Annotated in this window: 26 protein-coding genes; 15 read left to right on the top strand and 11 right to left on the bottom strand. The window is 32.9% G+C overall.

Going from position 1 to position 23,868, the window contains the following annotated elements; genetic code table 11:
• Window positions 1-4 precede the first annotated feature (4 nt).
• From HZC47_05670 to HZC47_05660, 3 genes are read left to right on the top strand one after another with little or no spacing between them, the layout of a single operon-like run.
• Window positions 5-889: a tetratricopeptide repeat protein gene (locus tag HZC47_05670; protein ID MBI5680360.1), complete on the top strand. Its 885-nt coding sequence runs from the start codon at window positions 5-7 to the stop codon at window positions 887-889.
• A gap of 37 nt (window positions 890-926) precedes the next feature.
• Window positions 927-1,154 carry a hypothetical protein gene (locus tag HZC47_05665; protein MBI5680359.1) on the top strand — a complete coding sequence of 76 codons (228 nt, stop codon included), beginning with the start codon at window positions 927-929 and terminating at the stop codon, window positions 1,152-1,154.
• Window positions 1,155-1,168: 14 nt separating this feature from the next.
• A complete protein-coding gene (locus HZC47_05660) occupies window positions 1,169-1,897 on the top strand; it encodes a hypothetical protein (GenBank protein MBI5680358.1) in 729 nt (242 codons plus the stop codon).
• Here the strand turns inward: HZC47_05660 and HZC47_05655 are convergent.
• Window positions 1,889-2,059 carry a hypothetical protein gene (locus HZC47_05655; GenBank protein MBI5680357.1) on the bottom strand — a complete coding sequence of 57 codons (171 nt, stop codon included), beginning with the start codon at window positions 2,057-2,059 and terminating at the stop codon, window positions 1,889-1,891. The two genes, HZC47_05660 and HZC47_05655, sit on opposite strands and share 9 nt — an antisense overlap.
• A gap of 67 nt (window positions 2,060-2,126) precedes the next feature.
• A complete protein-coding gene (locus tag HZC47_05650) occupies window positions 2,127-4,094 on the bottom strand; it encodes a hypothetical protein (protein MBI5680356.1) in 1,968 nt (655 codons plus the stop codon).
• Window positions 4,095-4,933: 839 nt separating this feature from the next.
• Here HZC47_05650 and HZC47_05645 point away from each other — a divergent pair.
• Both HZC47_05645 and HZC47_05640 read left to right on the top strand, forming a co-directional pair.
• The gene (locus HZC47_05645; protein MBI5680355.1) at window positions 4,934-5,422 is read left to right on the top strand and encodes an adenosine-specific kinase; all 489 of its coding nucleotides are present in this window, start codon (window positions 4,934-4,936) and stop codon (window positions 5,420-5,422) included.
• 123 nt (window positions 5,423-5,545) lie between these two features.
• Window positions 5,546-5,884 carry a hypothetical protein gene (locus HZC47_05640; GenBank protein MBI5680354.1) on the top strand — a complete coding sequence of 113 codons (339 nt, stop codon included), beginning with the start codon at window positions 5,546-5,548 and terminating at the stop codon, window positions 5,882-5,884.
• A gap of 150 nt (window positions 5,885-6,034) precedes the next feature.
• Here HZC47_05640 and afpA read toward each other — a convergent pair whose 3' ends face one another.
• Window positions 6,035-6,598, bottom strand: a complete 564-nt coding sequence (gene afpA / locus HZC47_05635) for an archaeoflavoprotein AfpA (protein ID MBI5680353.1) — start codon at window positions 6,596-6,598, stop codon at window positions 6,035-6,037.
• 216 nt (window positions 6,599-6,814) lie between these two features.
• On the opposite strand from afpA, the gene HZC47_05630 reads away from it, so the two are divergent.
• Entirely contained in the window at window positions 6,815-6,991 is a 177-nt protein-coding gene (locus tag HZC47_05630) for a hypothetical protein (GenBank protein MBI5680352.1), read from the top strand.
• A gap of 91 nt (window positions 6,992-7,082) precedes the next feature.
• Here HZC47_05630 and glmM read toward each other — a convergent pair whose 3' ends face one another.
• Window positions 7,083-8,432 carry a phosphoglucosamine mutase gene (glmM, locus tag HZC47_05625; protein MBI5680351.1) on the bottom strand — a complete coding sequence of 450 codons (1,350 nt, stop codon included), beginning with the start codon at window positions 8,430-8,432 and terminating at the stop codon, window positions 7,083-7,085.
• A 266-nt stretch (window positions 8,433-8,698) separates the two neighbouring features.
• On the opposite strand from glmM, the gene HZC47_05620 reads away from it, so the two are divergent.
• Window positions 8,699-9,379, top strand: a complete 681-nt coding sequence (locus tag HZC47_05620) for a glycosyltransferase family 2 protein (GenBank protein ID MBI5680350.1) — start codon at window positions 8,699-8,701, stop codon at window positions 9,377-9,379.
• Window positions 9,380-9,462: 83 nt separating this feature from the next.
• Entirely contained in the window at window positions 9,463-10,470 is a 1,008-nt protein-coding gene (locus HZC47_05615; GenBank protein MBI5680349.1) for a UPF0104 family protein, read from the top strand.
• A 15-nt stretch (window positions 10,471-10,485) separates the two neighbouring features.
• On the opposite strand, the gene HZC47_05610 is transcribed toward HZC47_05615, so the two are convergent.
• Window positions 10,486-10,878: a DNA-binding protein gene (locus HZC47_05610; protein ID MBI5680348.1), complete on the bottom strand. Its 393-nt coding sequence runs from the start codon at window positions 10,876-10,878 to the stop codon at window positions 10,486-10,488.
• Between the two features lie 128 nt (window positions 10,879-11,006).
• Window positions 11,007-12,665 (bottom strand): ATP-dependent DNA ligase, encoded by a 1,659-nt coding sequence (locus tag HZC47_05605; protein ID MBI5680347.1) that lies wholly within the window; start codon window positions 12,663-12,665, stop codon window positions 11,007-11,009.
• 170 nt (window positions 12,666-12,835) lie between these two features.
• On the opposite strand from HZC47_05605, the gene HZC47_05600 reads away from it, so the two are divergent.
• Together HZC47_05600 and HZC47_05595 are read left to right on the top strand one after the other, a co-directional pair.
• Window positions 12,836-13,627 carry an Fpg/Nei family DNA glycosylase gene (locus HZC47_05600; protein MBI5680346.1) on the top strand — a complete coding sequence of 264 codons (792 nt, stop codon included), beginning with the start codon at window positions 12,836-12,838 and terminating at the stop codon, window positions 13,625-13,627.
• A gap of 90 nt (window positions 13,628-13,717) precedes the next feature.
• Window positions 13,718-14,263 (top strand): uracil-DNA glycosylase, encoded by a 546-nt coding sequence (locus tag HZC47_05595; protein ID MBI5680345.1) that lies wholly within the window; start codon window positions 13,718-13,720, stop codon window positions 14,261-14,263.
• A gap of 95 nt (window positions 14,264-14,358) precedes the next feature.
• On the opposite strand, the gene HZC47_05590 is transcribed toward HZC47_05595, so the two are convergent.
• The 3 genes from HZC47_05590 to thiC are packed head-to-tail and all read right to left on the bottom strand — an operon-like array spanning window position 14,359 to window position 16,459.
• Window positions 14,359-14,871: a ferredoxin:glutaredoxin reductase gene (locus tag HZC47_05590; protein MBI5680344.1), complete on the bottom strand. Its 513-nt coding sequence runs from the start codon at window positions 14,869-14,871 to the stop codon at window positions 14,359-14,361.
• The gene (locus HZC47_05585) at window positions 14,868-15,146 is read right to left on the bottom strand and encodes a glutaredoxin family protein (GenBank protein MBI5680343.1); all 279 of its coding nucleotides are present in this window, start codon (window positions 15,144-15,146) and stop codon (window positions 14,868-14,870) included. The genes HZC47_05590 and HZC47_05585 overlap by 4 nt, the downstream gene beginning before the upstream one ends.
• A 38-nt stretch (window positions 15,147-15,184) precedes the next feature.
• Window positions 15,185-16,459 (bottom strand): phosphomethylpyrimidine synthase, encoded by a 1,275-nt coding sequence (gene thiC / locus HZC47_05580; protein MBI5680342.1) that lies wholly within the window; start codon window positions 16,457-16,459, stop codon window positions 15,185-15,187.
• 131 nt (window positions 16,460-16,590) lie between these two features.
• Here thiC and HZC47_05575 point away from each other — a divergent pair, with 131 nt between their 5' ends.
• Complete coding sequence (locus tag HZC47_05575; GenBank protein MBI5680341.1) at window positions 16,591-16,968, top strand: CBS domain-containing protein; 378 nt, start codon at window positions 16,591-16,593, stop codon at window positions 16,966-16,968.
• A 1-nt stretch (window position 16,969) separates the two neighbouring features.
• Here the strand turns inward: HZC47_05575 and HZC47_05570 are convergent, their stop codons facing one another.
• Complete coding sequence (locus HZC47_05570; GenBank protein ID MBI5680340.1) at window positions 16,970-17,800, bottom strand: DUF2099 family protein; 831 nt, start codon at window positions 17,798-17,800, stop codon at window positions 16,970-16,972.
• 132 nt (window positions 17,801-17,932) lie between these two features.
• Between HZC47_05570 and gatD the strand changes: the two genes are divergently transcribed.
• The 4 genes from gatD to pscS all read left to right on the top strand — a co-directional run bounded on the left by gatD (window position 17,933) and on the right by pscS (window position 23,322).
• Window positions 17,933-19,246, top strand: coding sequence for a Glu-tRNA(Gln) amidotransferase subunit GatD (gatD, locus tag HZC47_05565; protein MBI5680339.1), 1,314 nt, complete (start codon window positions 17,933-17,935; stop codon window positions 19,244-19,246).
• Between the two features lie 19 nt (window positions 19,247-19,265).
• Window positions 19,266-21,134, top strand: a complete 1,869-nt coding sequence (gene gatE / locus HZC47_05560; GenBank protein MBI5680338.1) for a Glu-tRNA(Gln) amidotransferase subunit GatE — start codon at window positions 19,266-19,268, stop codon at window positions 21,132-21,134.
• Window positions 21,135-21,224: 90 nt separating this feature from the next.
• The gene (locus HZC47_05555) at window positions 21,225-22,136 is read left to right on the top strand and encodes an FAD-dependent oxidoreductase (GenBank protein MBI5680337.1); all 912 of its coding nucleotides are present in this window, start codon (window positions 21,225-21,227) and stop codon (window positions 22,134-22,136) included.
• Window positions 22,137-22,182: 46 nt separating this feature from the next.
• Complete coding sequence (pscS, locus tag HZC47_05550) at window positions 22,183-23,322, top strand: O-phospho-L-seryl-tRNA:Cys-tRNA synthase (GenBank protein ID MBI5680336.1); 1,140 nt, start codon at window positions 22,183-22,185, stop codon at window positions 23,320-23,322.
• Between the two features lie 66 nt (window positions 23,323-23,388).
• Here the strand turns inward: pscS and HZC47_05545 are convergent, their stop codons facing one another.
• Window positions 23,389-23,847: a GNAT family N-acetyltransferase gene (locus tag HZC47_05545; protein ID MBI5680335.1), complete on the bottom strand. Its 459-nt coding sequence runs from the start codon at window positions 23,845-23,847 to the stop codon at window positions 23,389-23,391.
• Window positions 23,848-23,868 lie beyond the last annotated feature (21 nt).

Genomic DNA, 23,868 nt, shown 5'->3' with positions numbered 1-23,868 from the left:
AGAAATGGGATTATTAAACATTTTCAAAAACAAAAATAAAGAATGTAACAAAATTGCAAAACTTGGAAGATATGAAGAAGCACTCCAATGTTACAATAAAATACTGGATAAATATCCAAAAAATGCAGTTTCATGGTATAATAAAGGTTTAACGCTTAATAAACTTGGAGAACATGAGGAAGCACTCCAATGCTACAACAAAGCATTAGAAATTAACCCTAAAAATGGAAACGCATGGCATAATAAAGGTTTAACGCTTAATAAACTTGGAGAACATGAGGAAGCACTCCAATGCTATAACAAAGCATTAGAAATTAACCCAGAAGATGCAGAATCATTGTATAATAAAGGTCGGGCACTTAATAAACTCGAAAGATATGGAAAAGCGGTTAAATACTATGAAAGTGCTTTAAAAATTGATCAGGAGTATTTTGAAGCATGGCACAGTAAGGGGAATGCTTTACTTAAACTTGAAGAATACAAAAAAGCATTAGAATGTTATAATAAAGCTTTAGAGTTAAATACAAAGTCAGAATACTCATGGAATAATAAATGTGTCGCACTTCGTAATCTTGGAAGGTATGATGAAGCTTTAGATTGTATTAATAAAGCATTGGAACTAAACCCTGAATCAGAATATTCTTGGCATGAAAAAGGTAATCTATTCCAAAAACTTGGAAAATATGAAGAAGCATTGAAATATTACAATAAATCTCTAGAAATAGATAATGACGAAGAAACATGGCTTGAAAAAGGAAGAACCCTCAAAGAACTAAAAAAATACTCGGAATCACTTGAATGTTACGATAAAGCATTAGAAATTGATCCTGATTTTGAAGAGGCTAAGGGAGCTAAAGAAGAACTTTTAACCTTGATGGATGAGAATTAATTAAATATTTATTTATTTTTAAATTATAGACTAATTATTGAGTAGCCCTACTGTTCAAGCAATAATACAACATCCTCTAACTCAAAAAGCAATAGGATACGGTAAAAAAATTATATCTTACGGGAAAACGGCATATAATACACTTAAATCAGTGGGCAGCACAATATACAATGGAATCAAATCAATAGGAACAGCAATCTACAACGGAGTCCAATCACTAGGAAACACAATTTATAAAGGAATAACAAACATATTCAGATGGTAAGGAGGTGTAAAAAAATGGGGATTTCAAAAATCTATAAAACAAGCCAAAAACTAATAAAAGAAACACAAACCGAATTCAACGATACTGACGAGTTAAACGAAACAATAAAAGGATTATTAAATTTAAAGGATTCTGAAATTTATGAGAAAGTATATGAAGCTACTAAACTAGAAAGTAAGGAGGTGGAACAACAGGAAACTTTGGATAATCTTCTAAAAGTGCCACAATACCAACACGCGACTAAAATCCTTAAAAAACCTCTTTTATATTTCCCCCCAATCACAGATCTTATAGAAGCTGGACATTTTTTAGGCATAATTAACATGATAGATTTAATAGCATACGCTTATAAACAAAATACGCTAACATCTGAAGATTTAAAAAAGAATTATGCACTTTTAGAACGTTTAATGTCTTCTTTAAATAACTTTGATACGGTTAAAGATTATGATGTGCCTGATGAGGAGTTTTACCAGGAATTAAGACAAATGAAATGGGATAAAAAAGGAAAAAGATTGTTTGGAAAATTGGAGGATGTTAGGGGAAAAATTATGGTGGATCGTGGTTGGGGGTCTGCTTCTTCCACTTTTCAAACTGGTGAGATGTTTATGTTAGGTTTTTTAGCGGCCTGTAATGCCGTAAACCATGAACGTAATGTAATGTTAACTGAAGATGTTATTATGGCTTATAAAACTTATTTTAAATTATTAAATACGGATATTAGTAAATTGGAGTTATACTAATATGAATTTTCGGGTGGTTTTAGGTTTTATATTAGCATTAATTGTTTTTATTATTGTTTTAGTAGTTATTGCTCCTTTTTTATTGTCTTTAGCCGGAAATCCATCTCCAAATGACATGAATTTTTTAATCATACGGGCACTTATCTTACTTATTAGTGTCACAGCTGCTTCTTTGGTTTACTACCTAATAAAAGAATAAAAAAAATAAAAAATAAATATATACGTCTTCCTAAAATGGTAATGAAGCATATATTCCTTTTAATGTGTATGTACCTGTGTTCCAGTTGTTTATTACGCCAAAAGTGTTCCTTGAACTTGTTGCATCTGCTGAGTACCATTGACCGTTCACCCAAACATTAGCCCAGACATGACCGTACCAGTTACCGCTTGTAAATTTACAATAACCATGTACATATCTTGCAGGAATTCCTGCAGCCCTTTCTAAAGCTATTAAAAGGTGTGAAGTGTCAACACAGTTTCCTGTCCTGGCATTCAATGTACCTACAGCACCGTATTTGGTGTTATAGTAGAATGAATAACCAAGGTTGTCTCTTACCCAGTTGAATATTTTCACTGCTTTGTCGTATTGGGATGTTAATCCTGCGGTTATTGATGCAGCCAATGATTGAATACTTGAACTGCCCACCTGACAATTAGACGTTTCTTGAAGATACTGCTGTAGTTCTGCTGGCACTGAATTTGAATCAGGATTTGTTATATATGAATCCACTGTAACGTAGTTAGGTAGTCTGCTGTTTGCACTGTAGAAGTTCAATATTTTGGAATATATATAAACCAAAGATTTATATCCTATATTTCCTAAAGAACTTGTTTGGTAATCTGGTGTTTTGCCACTGGCGTTTATTGATGTGTTTATTCTTTGAGCAATTTCTAAATATTCTGAAAGTCCTAAGTTTCCATTTATTGAATCTGTTGGGGAATTTGTGGGATATTCAACATTTTTGAATGTTACTGGCGCTGTTGATCCATTGTTTAACTGTAATAAACTGTTTGTCATTAGTTGTAAGAATTCTGGCATTGTTACTGATATTGTAGAGATTGTCACATATTCAGGTAGTCTTTTGTTGGTTTCAATGAATGTTTTAACGCTTGCTGCTGCAGCTTGGATTTCATTTAAAGTAAATGTAACTGAACTAGAGCTATCAGATTCTGCTGTTGTACTTAAACCGCTGATTAAACCATATCTGAAAAGCACATAGCCTGCAGATCCATTTCCTGTCGCTGTATTTATGTCATTTTGTAGTTCCTCTTGAGATATTGGTGTTACATTACTGTCTGAAACGTATGTTTGAAGCCCTGCTACAACCGGTTTTTTGTTTCCGTTGGTGTCAACTGCATGATCAACGATATATTTTGTTGTTGTACCGATCCATGCTGTATCTTGACCATAGTTTCCTTTATAAATCATTGGAACCAGGAAATCAAGATAATTTGCAAGCTGTCCATAGTCTTGTCCGTAGTATTGTGCGTTAGCTGCTCCTTCAGGCATTAATGCTGCAGAGACTGCTACTTTAGGTTTAACGCTGTATACTGCTTCTTTTACTTGTTGCACAAATGAAGTTATTGCTGCTGTTCCACCCTCATTTTTATAGGCCGCATTGTCTCCTACACCCGAATATCTAACGTAATCAAGGTGTATTCCGTCAATGTTATAGTTTGTAGTGAGGTTTTTAATGAAACTAATTAATTCATTGTTGAATGTTGTACTGTATCCGTATCTTGTTTCGCTTCGATAATTTGTTCTGTATTCATCTTTGTAAGCTATGTAGTAAGTCCAACCATACACTCTTTTGTATTTGGTCTTGTAAGTCCAGTAGTATCTCCATTTTTTCCCTGATTTGTACCGTTTTTTGACTTTTACTGTGTATGCTTTGTAGTACCAGCCTTTGTACCATTTTTGATAAGGCACTTTTACAACCTCGGTGTATGGAACTGAAACTTGGTAACTGTATTTTCCCTGTGGATCAACCCAATTTCCGGCAGCGTCTTTAAAACAAGTTATCCATGCATGGACACGTATTCCTTTACCATTAAGTAAGGGTAAAAGATAATTTAGAACGCTATCATAAGTTGGGTCTGTAAACCTGTTTGTTTTCACGAATATGTCTGTTATTCCGGATAGTATAAGGTTATCTATGTCAGATGAACTTAATTGTCCTGCGCTTGCAGAGGTCATCCATACTCCATGTATATTATCGTATGTTTCTCCAGCTGCTGCATCTGACGTTCCTGTTGAATTGGTACTGTTTGTTGTATTTTCACTGGTCGTCGTTGAATTTGCTGTATAATTTCCACTTTGTGGTGTGTATGTTGTTTGCTCTTCCAAAGTTATATTGGTAGTATTCTCAATCGGGGTGTCATTGGTGGCGTAAATACCACTTGAACTAAACATTACAATGCTAAATGCAATTAACACTGCTAAAAAAAATTTCTTCGTAATTTTACCGCCTCCGAATCCAAAAACAACACCTACTAGTTTTCATACTTTAAGATTATTATTTCTCAAATTTTGAAATCTTTTTTTAGTTTTTGGACAAGGTAATGTTCACTTATCCGAATTATATAAATGTTTTGTTTTAAATTTGGAAAATACGCCATTTTAAATCTTATTTTTTTATTTAAAACTCATTTAGAAGGTATTAAATGGGCTGATCAAAGTTTAAATCTATGGGTTTGTTTTTTTAATAAATAAGCTCAAATTAAAGCTATTTTAGCAAAAAAAGCATTTATAAATGGTATATCCTTTACTTTTTAAACCTTAAAATACAATTTCAGTGTACATGCGCTCTAAAATATGAAAAAAGAAATATTAAAATGGTTTTAAGTGGATAAACTCTTTTTATGGACTTATTCATGTTAAAAGTTCTCTTTTTAATGTTTTGTTTTCATGATAAACTGATTTGATGAAACAAATCAATGTTTAAATCTCTTCTATTGAGATAAATGCCTAATACTATTTCTTTTTAACCCAAAATATTAATTTAATAAGGCCAATAAAATAATAGGGGAATTATTATGGAATTTGAAACAAAAATTGTTAAATTAGAAGCTCCTGAGGATTGTAATCTCATATTGGGGCAAAGCCATTTCATAAAAACAGTTGAAGATTTACATGAGGCTATAATAAATACTGTGCCTGGCGCTGAATTTGGACTTGCATTTAGTGAAGCTTCTGGGCATTGTCTTGTGAGAAAATCAGGCAATGATGAATTTCTTACTGAAATCGCCGGTGAAAAAATGTTTGAAATTGGATGTGGGCATGCTTTTTTAATATTCATTAAGAATGCATTTCCAATTAACATTATTCAGCGTATAATAAACGTTCCAGAGGTTGTGAATTTATATTGTGCCACTGCAAATCCAGTTCAAATTATAATTGCTGAAACCGAACAGGGAAGAGGAATACTGGGTGTAATTGATGGATTTAAACCCGAAAGAATAGAAAGCGCAGATGATGCAGAATACAGAAGGAAAATGTTAAGGGATTTTGGATATAAATTTTAAGGCCGTTTCAAATTATTCCTTATTTTTTCTAAATTGGCAAATAAGGGGTTTTAACAGGATCTATAGAAAAAAGTTTATACTTTCATGTTCTAATTTATTAATATAACTAAGTGGGGGTATTCTATGGATGAGTCAACTGTTGTATTTATAAGAGATGTTGGGCAGAAATCGGAAAATAAGGCTCAAATAAAAGAAGATCATGTTAAATTTGTAAACAGAACAGGAGGAGTAGTTCAAATCAACTTTAAGGCTCCAAAAGATGAATTAACAGGTATATATGATTTTTTTTTAAGAGTGAATGATAATGAATCTTTAGGAATAAATATTGTAGGCTCTGGAGATCGGTGGAACCATTATTTTAGAGGAGTGTCTCCAATTGTGGAAGATGAAGATAGTCATAACTATAAATTCCACGTCACATTACAAATAAGGGACGCTGCCCCACAATCAAGGGTACGTTAAATACAGAAACTATTTTTTTTATTTTGCAGTGGAATGCTGTCAAATCTTCGATTTTTGAATGCTGTCAAAAACTATGTTTTTGACGCAGCAAAAAAACTATCGAAATCAGAGATTTCGATGCATCGAAAATTCTATAAATTTTCGAATGTTTCATTTTTTGGCATGCTTCTTGAAAACGTCGTAAATTTCTTCTGGAGTTTTTAATATATTAATATCCATATTTGCAAGTTTTTTAACATGTTCTACGTCTTCTTTTCTTATGGTTAGTTCTAAATCTCTGCCATCAGGTAGTTTTGTGACTGTAACTCCTTCTTCAAAGTCTGAAGGAAGTATATAGATGGGGGTCCCTGCTTTTTGACCCATAATAGCTGCATTGGGAAGTAAGGAGTCTGCTATTCTAAGTGAAATTTTAGCAACAGTATTGGAGGTTGCAGGAGCAATTAACATTAATTCAAACTGACCTAACTGTATTTGCCCCGCTAAAAATGGCGCATTAGCGTTAACTTCGACCCATGTCCTGTCAAACTCTACTTCTAACTCTTTAAATAATCCATAATATTTTAAAACTTGATCCCCTGCTTTAGAAACGTATATTCTTATATCAAACTCCTCTTTGTATTTTTCCCTGAGTTCTCGCATTATATTTACTGTTTCTACGATTTTATCGCCGCTACCAGTAATTCCCCATGCAATTTTCTTTTTTTTTACAGTCATAAATCATATTTTTGTTTTAAGAATTAATTAGTTTTTTGATTATTTTCAAACATTTAATCATAAACAAAAATATTTAAGTTTAATTTTAATAGTATAATAAAACATAAACTGATAAAGAAAATTAAATAGTTTGTAAAGTCTAAAAGGAACATTCATACTATTAAATTGAAAATGGAGCTTAAATACAATGTATTTTAAGATATAGGTTGTGATTACATGGAAAAAGATAACAAAAAGCTTATAGAAAACAAAGAAGAAAAACCTGAAAAAATAGAAGAGTGCTTTATATGCCATAAAAAATTCAACATCAATGCAGACGATGACAGTTATTATCGAAATGATAAATATCCCATATGTGCATTTTGTGCTGAATTTTATGGTTTTTACAGGTAAACAGATAGAAATTTAATATTTTTGCATAATACTAGTTAGAATTTATTTTAAAAACGAAAAAAAGTAGATAAAAGAAGTGAAATGGAACAACTTAGGAATTTAAATGCTTTAAAACCAGTGATATTCCCCATTCAGCCATATTTTTAGCTTCTTCTTTTGTTTTAGCTTCAGCAAAACATCTAAATATAGGTTCTGTCCCTGATGGTCTTATAATTGTCCATCCTTTATCTTTAATTATTTTAACACCGTCTGTGGTATCTACTTCAAATTCACGTGTTTCATCAGCAATTTTTGCCATTATTTCCTGTTTAAGATCATCAGGACATTCTATTTTCATTTTTTCAGAATAATAAACAGGTAATTTAGCTATAAGCTCAGAGAGAGGTTTTCCTTCTTTGGCCATAATCTCGATGATTTTAGCAGTAGACAGTGCAGCATCTCTTCCATAGACAAAATCAGGGAAAATAAGTCCACCGTTTTCTTCACCACCAAATAATCCATTTTTATCTTTTAATTCTCTTGCAACGATTAAATCTCCAACTTTTGTTGCTATAACTTCCCCATCATGTTCATTTGCTATATCATATATTGCAGAGGACGTGGCCACAGTAGTTACAATTAAACCGCCATTATTTTCCTTTAACATGTATTTTTCAACAAGGGCAAATGATTTATCACCAAATACGAAACTTCCATTCTCATCAATACAAATGGTACGGTCTGCATCCCCGTCATGAGCAAATCCAATATCTGCACCAGTTGCTTTTACAACTTCAATCAATTCTTTGAGATTGGGTTCAGTGGGTTCAGGGTCTCTACCAGGGAAAAACCCGTCAGGCTGACAGTTCATGGTAATAACTTCACATCCCAGCTCTCTTAATATATAAGGGGTGGTATAACAGGCTGCCCCACTTCCACAGTCTACAATTACCTTTAATTTTGCTTCTTTAATTGCATCTACATCAACTCGAGCTATTACCTCTCGAATGTATTCTTCAATTATTCCAGAGTTCTTTTCTACTTCTCCAATTTCATCCCATGACACTCTGTCTGGTTTATCATCAAAGAAAAGTTCTTCTATCTTTATTTCCATTTCATCAGGAGTTCCTATACCGTCAGAATCCACTAATTTTATTCCATTGTATTTTGGAGGATTGTGGGAAGCAGTTATAATCACACCGCCATCATAATAATTTCTAACGGCATATTGTACTGCAGGAGTTGGTAAAAATCCAAGATCCACAACATCACAACCAGAAGATAACAATCCAGATATTACAGCGTGTTTTATCATTTCTGTGGATGTTCTGGGGTCTCCTCCAACAGCAACTTTACCTTTTACAAGTGTTCCGTAGGATGCAGCAATTTTTGATGCAAATTCAGGGGTTAATTCTGTATTAGCAAGTCTTCTAACTCCAAATGTTCCAAATAGTCTTTTCATAATCTTCACCATATTATTATAAAAATTTAAAAACGTTAATTTGTATCCAATTTAAATTCTTTAATTTAATTATTGTATATTTTTAGATATTAATCAATTGTTAAAAACCACTAATTATAGCTTTTTATAGTGCATGTCCATGAATAAATAAATCACCTAAACTATTTGTATTATTAAGTTATAGGATGAATAATAGATAGATTAATCAGTTTCAAAAAAAATTATTATTCAATAATTAAATGAATCTTTAAAAACAGGACGTTAAAATGAGAATTATTACCATTATCCCTGCATATAATGAAGAAAAAGCTATTTTAGGCGTAATAAAGAAATCACTGGAATATTCAGATGTGCTAGTAGTGGATGATGGTTCAAAGGATGATACCTACAATTTGGCAAAAAAAACAGGTGCACAAGTAATAAAACATGATAAAAATAGGGGTAAAGGGGCTGCAATAAAAACAGGACTAAAAAAAGCCTTAAAAAAGAATTACGAAGCTTATATATTGCTTGATGGGGATGGACAACACGATCCTGACAATATACCTTCATTTATTTCTTCTATTAACGGGTTTGGACTTGTTATAGGCTCAAGATTTATAGAAGGCACTCCAAAAAACATGCCTCTAAGTAGAAGACTTTCAAATAGAATTACAACATCCCTTATCAAATATGTAACGGATTTTGAAATTACAGACAGCCAAAGTGGTTTTAGAGCAATATCTGCCGATGCTGCAGAGTATTTTATAAATATAAAACATGATGATTATGCTTATGAATCTGAAATGCTTTATGTAGCATCAAAAAGCAAAATTAAAGTTAAAGAAGTGGGTATTGATAGTATATATCAACTTGAAAAATCTCATATAACCAAAATACACGTTTTTAAGTATGTTTTTTTTATTATAAAACTTTTAATCCGGAAAACAACTAAAAGTGATAAATAAGCTTAAAATAACAGATAAAATAATTAGTTTTAATAACATATCTATAAAACAAATAATTTAATTCTGAATAAAGAGGAATCTAATTGAAACAATATTATGTATTTATTATCAGTATAGCCTTAATTATTTTACTTATATTATGGATAGGGCCTCAAAATATCATAAATTCATTTAAAACCGCAAATTGGAAATGGCTTTTAGTAGCAGTACTAATTCATCTTTTGGTTGTAGGTATAAGGTCATTAAGATGGGGTTTTATAATAAACAAACCCTTTGACTTTAAAGATAATTATATAGTAAAAACCATAGGGCTTTTTGCAGGGAATTTTTCTCCCATGCGAACAGCTGGAGAGGTTTTTAATGCTGTTGCAGGTAAAAGAATCAATAAAATAACATTACATGAAGGATTATCTGCAGGACTCACTGAACGATTCTTTGATCTGCTTATTGTGGGAATATTACTTGTTTTATCTGCATTATGGGTAGAAAACATCCGTTATTTAGCTATTTTAGGGGCAGGAATATCCTTAACCATAGTTCTATTGATTTATTTCCTAAATTGGAGAGAAGATACCAGTATTTGGATATACCACAAAATCCATCCGATTATCTGTAAATTACCCCTTAAAGGATATGTTCTGGATAATATGTACCTTAAATTTACAGAAGGACTAAAAGGAATGACTAAATACACAAATTCATTCACAACAAGCCGAAATATAAGTATTGTAATTATATTAGCATTTATATCATGGATTTTAGAATGTTTTAGGCTTTACATAGTGTTTTATGCTTTTAATGTTGAAATTAACTTTGTGTCTGTAATTATCATATTTCTCATTGCAAACTTCATAGGAGTGATATCTGCACTTCCAGGAGGGATGGGATCAATAGAAATATCTCTTACAGGATTATTCGTGCTTTTTGGAGTGCCAGATGCACTTGCAGGAAGTATAGCAATTGCAGATAGGCTGGTTTCATTTTGGGTTGTTAGCTTGCTTGGAATAATCTTTTCATCATATTATGCTAAGGATATACTGGGTGAAATTAAAAATTACTCATTAGATATGGGTATTTTAAAGGATAAATAATTAAAATTCCTTTTTTTATGCTATTATTTTTAGAGAATTACCATCTTTTAAAATAAGCTCCATATTTCCATTATATTCTTTAACAGTCCCTGTTAAACTCACGCGGTGATTTAAAAAGGATTGTGGCGTTAAATTATATTTTGCAAGGCTTAAAACTGTATCATCAAAGATTACAACTGTTGTTTTATCAGTATCATCAGCTATTTGCAAGAAATATGTTTCACTTTTTTGAGATTTATCAATGTTTGAAACAACACCTTCAATGGAGACTTCTTCATCCAACATGCCTTTATTTAAGTCTTTTATTTTGATTTCGTGTGGCATTACCTTGTCTGAGAGCAAAATCATTCCAGCTAAACCTAAAATTGTTGTTATTAACGCTATTCGTAGTATTTGATTATCTTCCATAGTATAATACTTCCAGTTAATTTAATAAAGTATTTTATTATTACTATATTTAAATGTTTATTATCAAGAAAGTGAGGGAAGTTTTATCAAAAAATAAATAAAGTTTTAGTTAAATAATAAAAAAAAGGTTAATTTCTCATTTTAAAAATGGATTCAACACGCTCTACAGTGTCAATATCATCAACACTCAAATCTTCTCTTATTCTTTTAACCACAGGGAATCTAAGGGAATAACCGCTTTCATACTCTGGACTTTTAACAATTTCACTGAATGCCACTTCAAGAATGATTTCAGCTTCTGATTTTACTTTTCTTCCCCTTTTTTCTGTAATTAAAGCTTCTACTTTATTTGAAAGCTCTAATAATGTGTCATCATCCAGTCCAGTTGCTGTATGAGCTATTGTATTTAAATTTCCATCCTCATCCTGTACCGCAACTAAGAATGAACCTATTAGATTGGCTCTCCGGCCCTTGCCATATGTTCCACCTGTAACTGCTAAATCAAGTGTTTCAGGTTCTGCTTTAAATTTAAGCATTTTTTTACCCCTTATTCCAGGCATATACGGTGCATAGGGGTCTTTTATCATTATTCCTTCATGTCCCTTTTCAATTGATAACTTAAAAAGGTCCTCTGCATATTCAATGTTTTCTGGTGTTACTTTAACCTGTGTACTCAGCCCGAATTTTCCTTTTTCTCTTTTAGAGATAGATTCAAGCACCTGGCGTCTTTCTTCAAAGGGTGCATCAATAAGAGATTTCTTATAATAAAGCACATCAAAAAGATAAAGAGTTAATGGCACTTCCAACCGTAAACGTTCAATTTCATATTTTCTACGCACTCTCTGGAGGATGTACTGGAATGAAATTGGTTTTCCTTCCTTTGTAGCGATTATTTCACCTTCAACAATAAAATCTTCATGAGGCAAATGTTTATCCACATATTCAACAATTTCTGGAACTGCATCTTTAATGTTATCCAGTCTTCTGGTGAAAACCTTGATTTCATCGCCAATTCTGTGAATTTGAACTCTAAAACCATCATATTTTATTTCACAAAGTGCCCATCCCATTTCAAGGACACTTTCTTTGATGTTTTTAGAAAGTTGGGCAAGCATTGGTTTTACAGGTTTTCCAGGGTTTAAAGTTAGTTTTTTAAGTCCTTCTTCTCCACTTTCTTTAGCTACCTCTGCAACAAGCCCTGGATCATTTGTAAGCATTAAAGCTCTTTCCACAACTTCTTTTTCAATATTAAAAGCTTTAGAAAGGGCATCTTTGATGGTTCCTTCACCTATACCTACTCTTAGTTCTTCAACAACAGTTCTTGATATGTATTTTGCTTCTTGGGGTGAAGCTGAACTTAAAAGCTCAGTTAAAATTCTCATCTTCTTTGTAACAGCATTTTTACCAGATACACTTGCCAGTTTCACCATATTATTGTAAACCTTGATTAAATCAAGTGGTCTTGTAAAAAGAGTTGTTTGAAACTTATTTCCAAAGAGGTATTCTGCTGCTAAGCCAATATCTCCTTTATCTCTCACGCTGTCTTCAACAGTCTCTGGACTTACTCCTACAACTAATGATATGGCTTTCATAATTAGTTTCAGGCCAATTCCTATTTCTTCTTCGCTCCATACTGGAAATACTTTGCCTAATGAGAGTAATGTTACAGTTGGAAGAAGTTCTGCAGGTATATTCTTTAAAAATTCTGCAAGAATGGCTGTTTTTTCAAGACGTTTCGTGGTGGAGGTTAATGCTTCATAGACATCTACAAGCTCTTTATATTTTATTTCACTTGGCATTTTATCACAGCGTAAAAATTAATGGGTAAAAATTTAGTAAATATGTTATACAATTGATTATTGTTTGAAATATATTTACTTATTTATGGGTTTTATATAGAATTTTTAAATTCATAAGTTTAAATATATGCTAAATACCATTTTAAATGAGGAATCTTATGCCCGAATTACCTGAAGTAGAATCATTTGGAAAATATCTGGATAAAACTTCCCTTAATAAAAAAATTGAAAGTGTCGATGTTAAAAGCCCTGAACTTCTTCAAAACATTGATATTAGTGCTTTAAAGGGAAATTTAGAGGGAAATAAGTTTCAGTTTACTAAAAGACATGGTAAATACCTTTTTGTATATTTGGACAATAAAAATTGCTTAATTTTACATTTTGGAATGACAGGAAACCTCAAATATTATAAAAAGTCTGAAGAAGAACCTTCTTATGGTAGATTTCTTGTAAATTTTGAAGATAAAAGCCACCTTGCATTTGTTGACCCTAGAAAATTTGGAAAAATAAATTTAATTTCCAAAATGGAAGATTTCATAAAAGAAAAGAAATTAGGACCAGATGCAGCCCGAATGGATTTTAAATCATTTATTGATATATTTAAAAAAAGAAAAGGCGCTATAAAACCTGCATTGATGAATCAACATATATTTGCTGGTATAGGTAACATTTATTCTGATGAAATACTGTTTCAGACATGTGTACATCCTAAAACACCTGTTAACAAGCTATCAGATGATAAATTAAAAGAAATTTTCATGGTTACAAAAGAAGTGCTTGAAACAGCAATTGACAGAAATTTAAAGCATGAAGAACTCCCTGATTCATATATAATTCCCAATAGAGTTAAAAATGGAAAATGCCCTAATTCTGATGTTAAGTTGGAAACATTAAAAGTTGGTGGGAGAACAGCTTATTTTTGTCCTGAATGCCAAAAAGAGATATTATAGGCACTTTATATGTTTTTTATGAATTTCAATTAATGAATTGAAATGTAAACACAAATTGACATATATGGGATTGATTAAAAAAATATTATTATGACTCTTGAAAATCTATGCAAAATTGCAGATGAATGCACTGAATGCCCTTTACATGAAAACAGGACTAATGGAGTTTTTGGGGAAGGACCTGCAGATTCCAGAATAATGCTTGTAGGGGAAGCGCCAGGAAGGATGGAAGATGAGACTGGAAGGCCATTTATTGGAAGTTCAGGTAAATTATTAAGTGAGATAATTGAAAGTGCAGGAATGGACCGATCTGAATTTTATATCACGTCTATTGTAAAATGCAGACCTCCTGAAAATAGAAAACCAAAAAAACCAGAATATAGTAAATGTATGGAGTTATATTTGCATAAACAGATAGAATTGATTAATCCAGATATTATTGGGCTTCTGGGTAACAGCGCTACCCATGCTTTAATTGGAAAATCAAGCATTAAACAGATTCATGGAAAGACGTATGAACGAGATGGAAGGAAATATATGGCTCTTTTTCATCCAGCAGCTGCTTTATACTCCCGTAAGCTTTTACCTCAATTAAAAGAGGATATGCTGGCATTAAAAATGTTTGTAGAACCTTAATTTATATTTAAATTCTTATTTTAAGCACTATTTGCAAAAATAATTTAATTAAATATTTTAAAAGAAGTTAAAAAAACGAAAAAAGAACAATTTTTTTATATAAATCTTTCAAAACGTTCTTTTCCCACTTTACAGATTGGGCACATCTCTGGAGGTTCTTTCCTTGCACATAAATACCCGCAAACCTTGCACCTGAATACTGGAAGGGGCAAGGAAGAAATCACACCTTTTACAGGTTCTGCTGCTATTTTTTCTCTTTCTTTAATTGGAGGTCTTCTTTCAGGTATTGATTGTAACTCTTTTTTACCTTCCAAAATATCTCCGGAGACATATAAGCCACAGTAACATGCATCATACTCATTTAAGTCAGGATCTCTATAATCACAGGGACATATGATGTCTAAATCTTTTTCTTTTTCTCCAGATGCAAGCCTGCAGGGGCATGCTCCGTATCCATATCGGTTTTCATTTATGATTATGCTTTTTAAAAGCTCTTTAGTAAATTCCACATCAGAATTTAAATGATATCCCCATGATTCAGCATCATTTTTTGTTTTCTGGTAAAATTTGTCCAGTTTTTCGCCGCTGATATCAATATCTTGACTCATTTCAACTTCCCCATTACATCTTCTTTTTTAAAGCCCACAATAACGTCCTTATTGTTGATTACAACTGTAGGGAATGAGAGCTGAGGATTATACTTTTCAACGTCTTTTATTATTTGGGATCGTTCATCACCCTTCAATAAATCAACATAAATATATCTAAATTCAATTCCAAGCTCTTCAAGAAGCATTCGAGTTTTTTTACACCATCCACAAGTACTTAAAGCATAAAGAACCACATCACCTTTATTTTCGCCTTTAACATGTTCCATACCCATAGAAATCACTCCTAATACTATTGTTTTTGATTATAATTCTAACTTAAATTATCTCTAACAATCCTTAAAGCGCAGAATTCACCGCACATAGTACACATATCTCCAGGCGTAGATTTGCTTTCACGATATTTTCGCGGTGTTTCATGGTCAAATGCCAGTTCAAACTGTTTATTCCAGTCAAAACATCTTCTGGCCTTTGCCATCTGCAGTTCACTTTTCCAAGCGCTCTTAATGCCTTTGGCGATATCTGCAGCTTGTGCAGCTATTTTGGATGCTACAACACCCTCTTTTACAGCTTCAATATCTGGAATGGAAAGGTGCTCTCTTGGAGTAACATAACAAAGGAAATCCGCGCCAGAAGAAGCAGCTATGGCTCCTCCAATTGCAGAAGTTATATGATCATAGCCTGGAGCAAGATCAGTTACAATTGGACCTAAAACATAAAATGGAGCTCCTTTACAAATTGTTTTTTGAATTTTCATATTTGCTTCAATTTGATCAAGGGGAACATGCCCTGGTCCTTCTACCATAACTTGAACACCAACATCACGCGCTCTTTCAACAAGCTGGCCTAATGTAATTAATTCCTGAATCTGAGGGACATCAGAAGCGTCTGCAAGACACCCTGGCCTTAAACCATCCCCTAAACTTAATGTTACATCATATTCATGAGCTATTTCAAGTAAATAATCATAATTTTTATAAAGTGGGTTTTCCTCTTCATTTTGAAGTATCCATGCAGCTAAAAAAGCCCCGCCACGACTCACAATGCCCATAATCCTCTGGGAATTTTTCAATTTTTCCACGGTGTCCCGGGTTATTCCAGAATGGATTGTCATAAAATCCACACCTTCTTTGGCTTGATTGATTATGGCTTTAAACATATCATCTTCATCCATGTTGATTACAGCACCTTTCTCTTGGGAAGCTCCTACGGCTGCCTCATAGATAGGTACAGTTCCAATGGGAACGTTGATTGCATCCATTATTTCTGATCTAACTTCTTTTAAATGGGGTCCTGTACTTAGGTCCATAACTGCATCAGCACCGTATTTAACAGCTATTTGGGCCTTATGAACTTCTGTCTCAATATTTTCTATTTCTGAAGATGATCCTACATTTGCATTAATTTTAGTGGTTAATCCTTTTCCAATACCTTTTGCAACAGTTTTACCGTTTATATTCTTTGGAATGGTTATATATCCTTTTGAAACTCTCTTTATGAGTTTTTGAATGTCTATATCTTCTTCTTTGGCCACAATTTCCATTTCATAGGTGATTTGGCCTTTTCTGGCTGATTCTAACTGAGTCACTTTTAATCCCTCGTTTAAAAAAATTTATCAAAATAATTTTATTGAACACATAAAATTGATAACATACTTTTTTTATCATTACTAATTTTCATTCTTTATGTTAATATATAACTTAAAACACAATAAATTCTATGATTAAAAAGCTGCATGCAAGGGATATTATGATAGAAGATGTTCAAATAACTTCTCCAAATGACCTTGTAGCTGCTGCTAAACTGAAAATGATGCGATGCAATGTTGGTGGGCTTCCTGTAGTTGATGAAGAAAGGCTTGTAGGTATTATAACTCACAGAGATGTTCTTTTAGCTGGAGGAGAGGCTTTAGGCCTTAAAGTAGATGATTTAATGAGCAAAGATTTGTATGTAGCTCAGAAAGACACTCCAATTCTTGAGATTACAAAAGTAATGGCAGATAAAGGTTACCAAAGAATTCCCGTTGTAGATGGAGGGAATCTTGTGGGTCTTATAACTCAAAGTTCCCTGATTCGTGCACTTGCAGGATTAGATTAATTTAAATTAAAGGATCAGGTATTTTAGCATTAGGTTTATCTTTTAAACCGCCAATTTTTTCAATTCTTCTTTTTAAAAAGATTTCGCCCTCTTCTGTAACACCATAGATGGGGATGGAAGCACCGGCCTTGAATACTTTTCTCTCATCACCTATTTCTCTTATATATTTAGATGCACAGCCCGTTATGACATCGGCGTTGTCAAATAATGCTTTTGAGTCTTCTTTTGACATTTCACTAACGTGAGCAGCAAATATGTAAATTTTAATGTCTTCATACTCCTTTTCAAGGTCTCTGAGCTTCTTGGCATCTTCAGGGGAGAGTATAGTGACTGCTATGTTTTTATAACCCATATCAATAGCTTTTAATGCTCCTTTAATTTGGTTAATTTCAGCATTTTCTGGATTAAGGACATTTTCAGCCTCTATGGTATTTATTATTTCAATAATTGGAGATGTACTTAAAAAAGCAGATATTCGACCAGCCATTCCCTGAACAAACTCAGGGTCGGTTATTATTGCGGTTCCACAGCCTTCACTTACAATTACTGCACAATCAATAATTTTTTCTTCAAGAAGTGTTCCCAAAGTCTCAGAAACTCCAAATGATAAAAAATCTTTCATACGCAGTTTTCTATGAGGTGTGCACATTCCAAAATCTTTAATTCTAAATTCTATATTTTCACGTGCTGATTCTGGAGTAATTTCTTTAATTCCTCTGTATTTATCAAAAAGAGGGCAATAATTAATTTTGGGTTCACCAACTTCCACTACTTTCCCCTTTTTTACAACAATCCTTGTTTTTCCAAGGGCTTCTATTACATGTTCATCCATATTTTCACCATAAACTGATCTAAAATTGATCTAATTTATAATATTCAAAGTTTAAGATAATATTTATTCATGGTTTAAATTTAATTAAGTACAATTTTTTTAAAGATTTTATAGTATAGTAAGAGTGATTTTATGAGTTACAGAGGAGAATCCCAAATATTTTTAGAATCAGCAGGTGTGTCCATTGGTGACAGTGTTAAAATAATTAAAAAGGATATTTGTTATGAAGGAATGATTTTAGACAGATCCGAAGAATCTGATGATAAACACATTGTATTAAAATTGGATAACGGATATAATATAGGTTTAGAAATACATGATACGAAATTAGAGCTTATAAAAAAGGGAGATAAACCAAAAATTGAGTTAAAACCTCTGGATATAGAAAAAGATCCCACTAAACAGGAAGTATCTATCATATCAACTGGGGGAACTGTGGCTTCAGTGATTGATTATAAAACAGGTGCTGTTCACCCTGCTTTTACTGCTGATGATCTTATCCGGGCAAATCCAGAAATTTTGGAACATGCCAACATCAAAGGAAATGCAGTTTTAAATATTTTAAGCGAAAATATGAAACCTGAATACTGGGTTAAATCTGCAAGGGCTGTAGCCGACGAAATAAATGATGGAGCTTATGGAGTTGTTGTTGCACATGGAACAGACACCATGCATTACACATCTGCAGCTTTAAGCTTTATACTGGATACTCCTGTGCCAGTAGTGCTTACAGGAGCCCAGAGAAGTTCAGACAGACCTTCATCAGATGCTTTTTTAAATCTTTTAAGTTCTGTAACTGCTGCTAAATCAGACATAGCAGAAGTCATGGTTTGTATGCACGCAACAGATAACGACTCATTTTGCAGTTTGCATAGAGGAACTAAAGTAAGAAAGATGCATTCAACAAGAAGAGACGCTTTCAGAAGTATAAATGTTTGTCCTATCGCAAAAGTTCAAAATGGCAATATTTCCATTTTAGATAAGGAAACAGAATATAAAAGGAGAACTGATGGTGAAGTCATTCTTAAAGATTCCATAGAACCTAATGTGGCGTTTATTAAAAGTTATCCTGGAATTTCAGGAGAATTAATTGATTATCATGTGGATAAGGAATATAAAGGAATTCTTTTAGAGGGTACTGGGCTGGGGCATTGTCCTGAAGATATTGTACCCTCAATTGAACGTGCAACAGAAAGCGGAATTCCAGTAGTTATGACTTCCCAGTGTCTTTATGGGGGAGTTAATATGCATGTTTACAGTACTGGAAGAAAACTTATATCTGCTGGTGTGATTTCTGCAGGAGATATGCTGCCTGAAACTGCTTATGTTAAGCTGGCATGGTCTTTGGGACAGACAGACAACTTAAATGAAGTTAGAAACATCATGCAGACAAGTATTGCAGGGGAACTTCAAGATAAACTTTCTTTAAAACATTTTTTAATATAATACGATTCACGGTGATTTAATGCTTGATTATGAAAAAATTGGACTTAAAATGGGGCTTGAAGTACATCAACAGCTTAATACTGATGAAAAACTGTTTTGTGCATGTGAATGTAACCTTACAGATAAAAAACCCGAATTTAAGATTTTAAGAAATTTAAGGCCCACACAAAGTGAGCTTGGAAAGATAGATAGAGCTGCTTTTGAAGAAGCAAAAAGAAAGTTAGGCTTTATTTATGAAGCATATAACAATGAAACATGTCTTGTTGAGGCAGATGAAGAACCTCCACATCCATTAAACATGGAAGCACTTGAATTATCCTTAATACTGGCAACACTCTTAAATATGCATGCGGTAGATGAATTCCATTTAATGAGAAAACAGGTGATAGATGGGAGTAATACTGGGGGCTTCCAAAGGACAGGACTGGTTGCAACAGAAGGATATCTTCAAACAGAATATGGAAAGGTCATAATTGAAAATTTATGTCTTGAAGAAGACGCTGCAAGAAGAATAGGCCACGAGAAAGGCAAAGTTACATTCAGATTAGATAGACTGGGAATTCCACTTGTAGAAATAACCACAGATCCTTCCATGAAACACCCTGAACAAGTGAGGGATGTTGCATACCAGATTGGACAAATACTTAGAAGTACTAAAGTTAAAAGAGGATTAGGAACAATACGCCAGGATTTAAATATATCAATTAGGGATGGGGCTAGAGTTGAGATAAAAGGTGTTCAAGACCTTGATTTAATGCCAAAAATGGTTGAAAATGAAGTTATCAGGCAAATAAATCTTTTAAAAATAAGAGACGAATTAATCAAAAGAAATGCATCAGTTGTTGAGGAGTTATATGACGTTGCTGATGTTTTAAAGGAAACAAAATCTAATATAATAACTAAAGCTGAAAGTGTTCATGCAATTAAACTTAAAGGCTTTAAAGGATTAATTGGAATGGAAATTCAGTCAGGACGAAGATTTGGAACAGAATTAGCAGGATATGCTAAAAAAATGGGAGTTTCTGGTCTTTTCCATACAGATGAACTTCCTGCCTATGGAATAGCTGAAGAGGAAGTTACGGCTTTAAATGAATTTTTAGAACTTGAAGAGGATGATGCATTCATTTTAGTTGCAGATAATAAAGAAAAAGTAATAAATGCCTTGCAAGAAGTTCAAAGAAGAGCTAAAATGGCATTAGAAGGAGTACCTGAAGAAACACGGAAAGTAACGCCTGAGGGAAACACAGAATACTTAAGACCTCTTCCTACAGCGAGTAGAATGTACGTTGAAACAGATATTCCAGCAATAAATGTCTCAAAGGAACTACTTGAAGAAATTAAATCCAATTTACCTGAACTTCCAGAAGAAAAGAAAGAAAGAATAATGAAACAATATAAATTAAGTGAAGACCTTGCAAAACAGCTTGTAAGGACAGATAAAGTCGAAAGCTTTGAATTAATTAAAAAAGAATCTTCTGTGGACTCTACAACAATTGCATCCATACTTGCATATACTTTAAAGGAACTAAAAAGAGATGAATGTGATATAAATGAATTGGATGATGCAGTTCTGCTTGAAACATTTAAACTTCTAAGCGATGGTAAAATATCAAAAGATGCCATCTCTAATATATTATCAAATGTATGTAAAGAAGGTAATTCTCCTGAAAACGCTGCAAAATCTCTTAATTTAATAATGTTGTCAGGAGAAGATGTTGAAGAGATAATAAGTGAAATTGTTTCTTCCAATAAAAAAATGGTTGAAGAACGTGGAATGGCGGCAATGGGCCCTATTATGGGAATGGCCATGAAAAAACTTAAGGGAAAAGCTGATGGTCAGCTTGTAAATAAACTTTTGAAGGATAAAATACAGAATATACTAAGCTAATCAAAAATTTAGATCATACTTAAATAGAAAATAGAACTTATTTGGATATTTAAAAGTTTATAACTTAGTAACGGATGTTCTGGTGATAAAATGGATGAATATGATGTAATCATTGTAGGATCAGGACCTGCAGGATTAACAGCAGGAATTTATGCAGGAAGACAGGGATTAAAAACATTAATTCTTGATAAAGCAGTCATTGGAGGGGCTGCACTTATGGTTCCTAATATGGAGAACTATCCGGGCTATGAATTAATTCCAGGTAGGCAATTAATTGAATACACTAAAAAACAGACACTAAAATATGCCCAAATTAATGAAATAGAGGAAGTCCAAAAAATAAATATTAAAAATGAGGATGAAATAAAAGTATCAACCTCAAAAAAGGATTATAAAGCTAAATCAGTTATATTATGTACTGGAACCACTCATAGAAAGTTAGGAGTAAAGGGAGAATCAGAATTTCTTGGAAAAGGTGTATTTTACTGCGCTGTTTGCGACGGGCCATTATTTACAGGCAAACGAATTTTAGTTGTAGGTGGAGGAAATGCAGCTGCTCAAGGTGCTTTATTCCTTGATGTAATTGGTTCTTATGTTGCAATTGTCCACAGAAGAGATGAGCTCCGTGCAGAAAAATATCTACAGGAAAAATTAGAAGAAAAAAATATTCCAATAATCTGGGATACAGAATTAGATGAAATAAAGGGAGATATGCTTGTAAAAAGCGTGGTACTCCATAATAAAAAGATTGATAAGAAAAATGAATATGATATAGACGGAATTTTTATAGCAGTTGGAGAAGTACCATTTAATAGTTTAGCTACAGATATTGGAGTTGAAATTGGTAGAAGTGGTTATATTGTTACAGATAAAAGTCAAAGAACTAATATGCCACGGATATATGCTGCAGGAGATATTGCTGGCGGAGTTAATCAGTGGATCGTTGCTTGTGGTGAAGGTGCAGTAGCAGCATTATCTGCTTATGAAGACATGCAAAAATGAATAATTGCTTAATTTAATAAATTTAAAACTTAATTTGGTGAATTACATGGAATGCCAGGATTATGGACTTACAAGAAACACAGAAAGAGATAATTTGAATCTGAATCCGCTTCAACGCGGTGGAATGTTGCCACAAGAAGCAAAGAAGGCTTTATTAGAGTATGCAGATGGTTACAGTGTATGTGATTACTGTGCAGGAAGACTTGACCAAATACCTACTCCTTCAATTACAGGGTTTTTAGAGGATTTGGCACAATTTATCAATGTTGATGAAGTAAGAACCACGCATGGGGCAAGAGAAAGTAAATTCGCTGTAATGCATGCTTTATGTGAACCAGGAGATACAATAATTGTGGATGGAAATGCTCATTACACCACCCACCTCGCAGCAGAACGAAATGGGATTAAAATGATTGAAGTTCCAAATAATGAGCATCCGGAATATGCAATAACTCCTGAAAGTTATAAAGAAACTTTAGAAAATGCTATTGACAATAAAATAGATTTGAAATTGGCTTTACTTACTCATGTTGATGGTAATTATGGTAATCTTACAGATGCAAAGAAAATCGGAGAAATAGCACATAAAGCAGGAATACCAATAATTTTAAATTGCGCATACTCTATGGGAAGGCTTCCAATTGATGCAAAAGAATTAAATATGGATTTTGTAGTTGGAAGTGGTCATAAAAGTTTGGCAGCTTCAGGACCAATCGGAGTTCTGGGAATGAAGGAAGAATATGTTGATACGATTCTGAGACATTCTAAAAGGCATGGAGTTAAAGAAGTTGAAATGCTTGGATGTACAAGTAGAGGCGCACCAATAGCAACTTTAATGGCATCACTTCCTCATGTTAAAGATAGGGTCAAGCATTGGGACGAAGAAGTCCGAAAAACAATAAATTTTGTAAGGCAAATGGAAGAAATTGAAGGAGTAAAACAAGTGGGAAAAAGACCAAAAGAACATGATCTCACCCGATTTGAAACTCCAATATTTGACAAAATCGCTGAAAACCATACAAGAAGAGGATTTTTCCTATACGAAGAACTAAAAAAGAGAAATATAGTAGGAATCAAACGTGGGCAAACCAAATGGTTTAAATGCAGCGTCTATGGCTTCAGTGAAGAACAAGTAAATTATATTGCAAATTCATTTAAAGAAATTGTGGATAAGTACATGGAATAACTTTATTTCATATACTTACTTTTTTGTAATTTTAAAAATTTCAAGGAATCGCTTAAATAAAGTTATTTATAAATCAATGCTTAATCTTATCATATCTACACATTCAATTCCATTTTCGATTATTTTTTCTTCATAATGCTTGTTAAAAAAATCGCGATCAACATGTGTAATTCTAAAACCACATTTTTGGTATAAAGCTAGTTGACATATGCCACAGTTACCTGTTCCAACCTCTAATACCTTAAAATTTTCTAATTTAGCCCTATTTATGGCATCTAAAACCATTTTCTTTCCAATTCCTTGATTCTGGTACTCTTTTTTAACAGCAATATTTACAATTTCTATTGTAAAAGATCTTGTTTTTAAAAGAACATAAATTCCAACAATATTTTGATTAATATATGCTCCATAACATCTCCCTCTACTAATATAATCTTCAATAGCGTCTTTAGAATCATCAGCTAAAAGTAACAAATTATAAGGAATACTTTCATAATCTAGTTCTTTAATAGATATATCAACCAATAAAACAACCTCCGAGTAAAT

The sequence above is a fragment of the Methanobacterium sp. genome, assembly GCA_016222945.1.
In the GTDB taxonomy this organism is placed as follows: domain Archaea; phylum Methanobacteriota; class Methanobacteria; order Methanobacteriales; family Methanobacteriaceae; genus Methanobacterium_D.
This window is presented reverse-complemented; position numbering and strand designations above follow the sequence as displayed.

Coding starts and splice junctions, on each gene's coding strand:
- HZC47_05670 (MBI5680360.1), top strand. CDS start 5: ATGGGATTATTAAACATTTTCAAAAACAAAAATAAAGAATGTAACAAA.
- HZC47_05660 (MBI5680358.1), top strand. CDS start 1,169: ATGGGGATTTCAAAAATCTATAAAACAAGCCAAAAACTAATAAAAGAA.
- HZC47_05650 (MBI5680356.1), bottom strand. CDS start 4,094: ATGACCTCTGCAAGCGCAGGACAATTAAGTTCATCTGACATAGATAAC.
- HZC47_05645 (MBI5680355.1), top strand. CDS start 4,934: ATGGAATTTGAAACAAAAATTGTTAAATTAGAAGCTCCTGAGGATTGT.
- HZC47_05640 (MBI5680354.1), top strand. CDS start 5,546: ATGGATGAGTCAACTGTTGTATTTATAAGAGATGTTGGGCAGAAATCG.
- afpA (MBI5680353.1), bottom strand. CDS start 6,598: ATGACTGTAAAAAAAAAGAAAATTGCATGGGGAATTACTGGTAGCGGC.
- HZC47_05630 (MBI5680352.1), top strand. CDS start 6,815: ATGGAAAAAGATAACAAAAAGCTTATAGAAAACAAAGAAGAAAAACCT.
- glmM (MBI5680351.1), bottom strand. CDS start 8,432: ATGAAAAGACTATTTGGAACATTTGGAGTTAGAAGACTTGCTAATACA.
- HZC47_05620 (MBI5680350.1), top strand. CDS start 8,699: ATGAGAATTATTACCATTATCCCTGCATATAATGAAGAAAAAGCTATT.
- HZC47_05610 (MBI5680348.1), bottom strand. CDS start 10,878: ATGGAAGATAATCAAATACTACGAATAGCGTTAATAACAACAATTTTA.
- HZC47_05600 (MBI5680346.1), top strand. CDS start 12,836: ATGCCCGAATTACCTGAAGTAGAATCATTTGGAAAATATCTGGATAAA.
- HZC47_05595 (MBI5680345.1), top strand. CDS start 13,718: ATGACTCTTGAAAATCTATGCAAAATTGCAGATGAATGCACTGAATGC.
- HZC47_05590 (MBI5680344.1), bottom strand. CDS start 14,871: ATGAGTCAAGATATTGATATCAGCGGCGAAAAACTGGACAAATTTTAC.
- HZC47_05585 (MBI5680343.1), bottom strand. CDS start 15,146: ATGGGTATGGAACATGTTAAAGGCGAAAATAAAGGTGATGTGGTTCTT.
- HZC47_05575 (MBI5680341.1), top strand. CDS start 16,591: ATGATTAAAAAGCTGCATGCAAGGGATATTATGATAGAAGATGTTCAA.
- HZC47_05570 (MBI5680340.1), bottom strand. CDS start 17,800: ATGGATGAACATGTAATAGAAGCCCTTGGAAAAACAAGGATTGTTGTA.
- gatD (MBI5680339.1), top strand. CDS start 17,933: ATGAGTTACAGAGGAGAATCCCAAATATTTTTAGAATCAGCAGGTGTG.
- gatE (MBI5680338.1), top strand. CDS start 19,266: ATGCTTGATTATGAAAAAATTGGACTTAAAATGGGGCTTGAAGTACAT.
- HZC47_05555 (MBI5680337.1), top strand. CDS start 21,225: ATGGATGAATATGATGTAATCATTGTAGGATCAGGACCTGCAGGATTA.
- pscS (MBI5680336.1), top strand. CDS start 22,183: ATGGAATGCCAGGATTATGGACTTACAAGAAACACAGAAAGAGATAAT.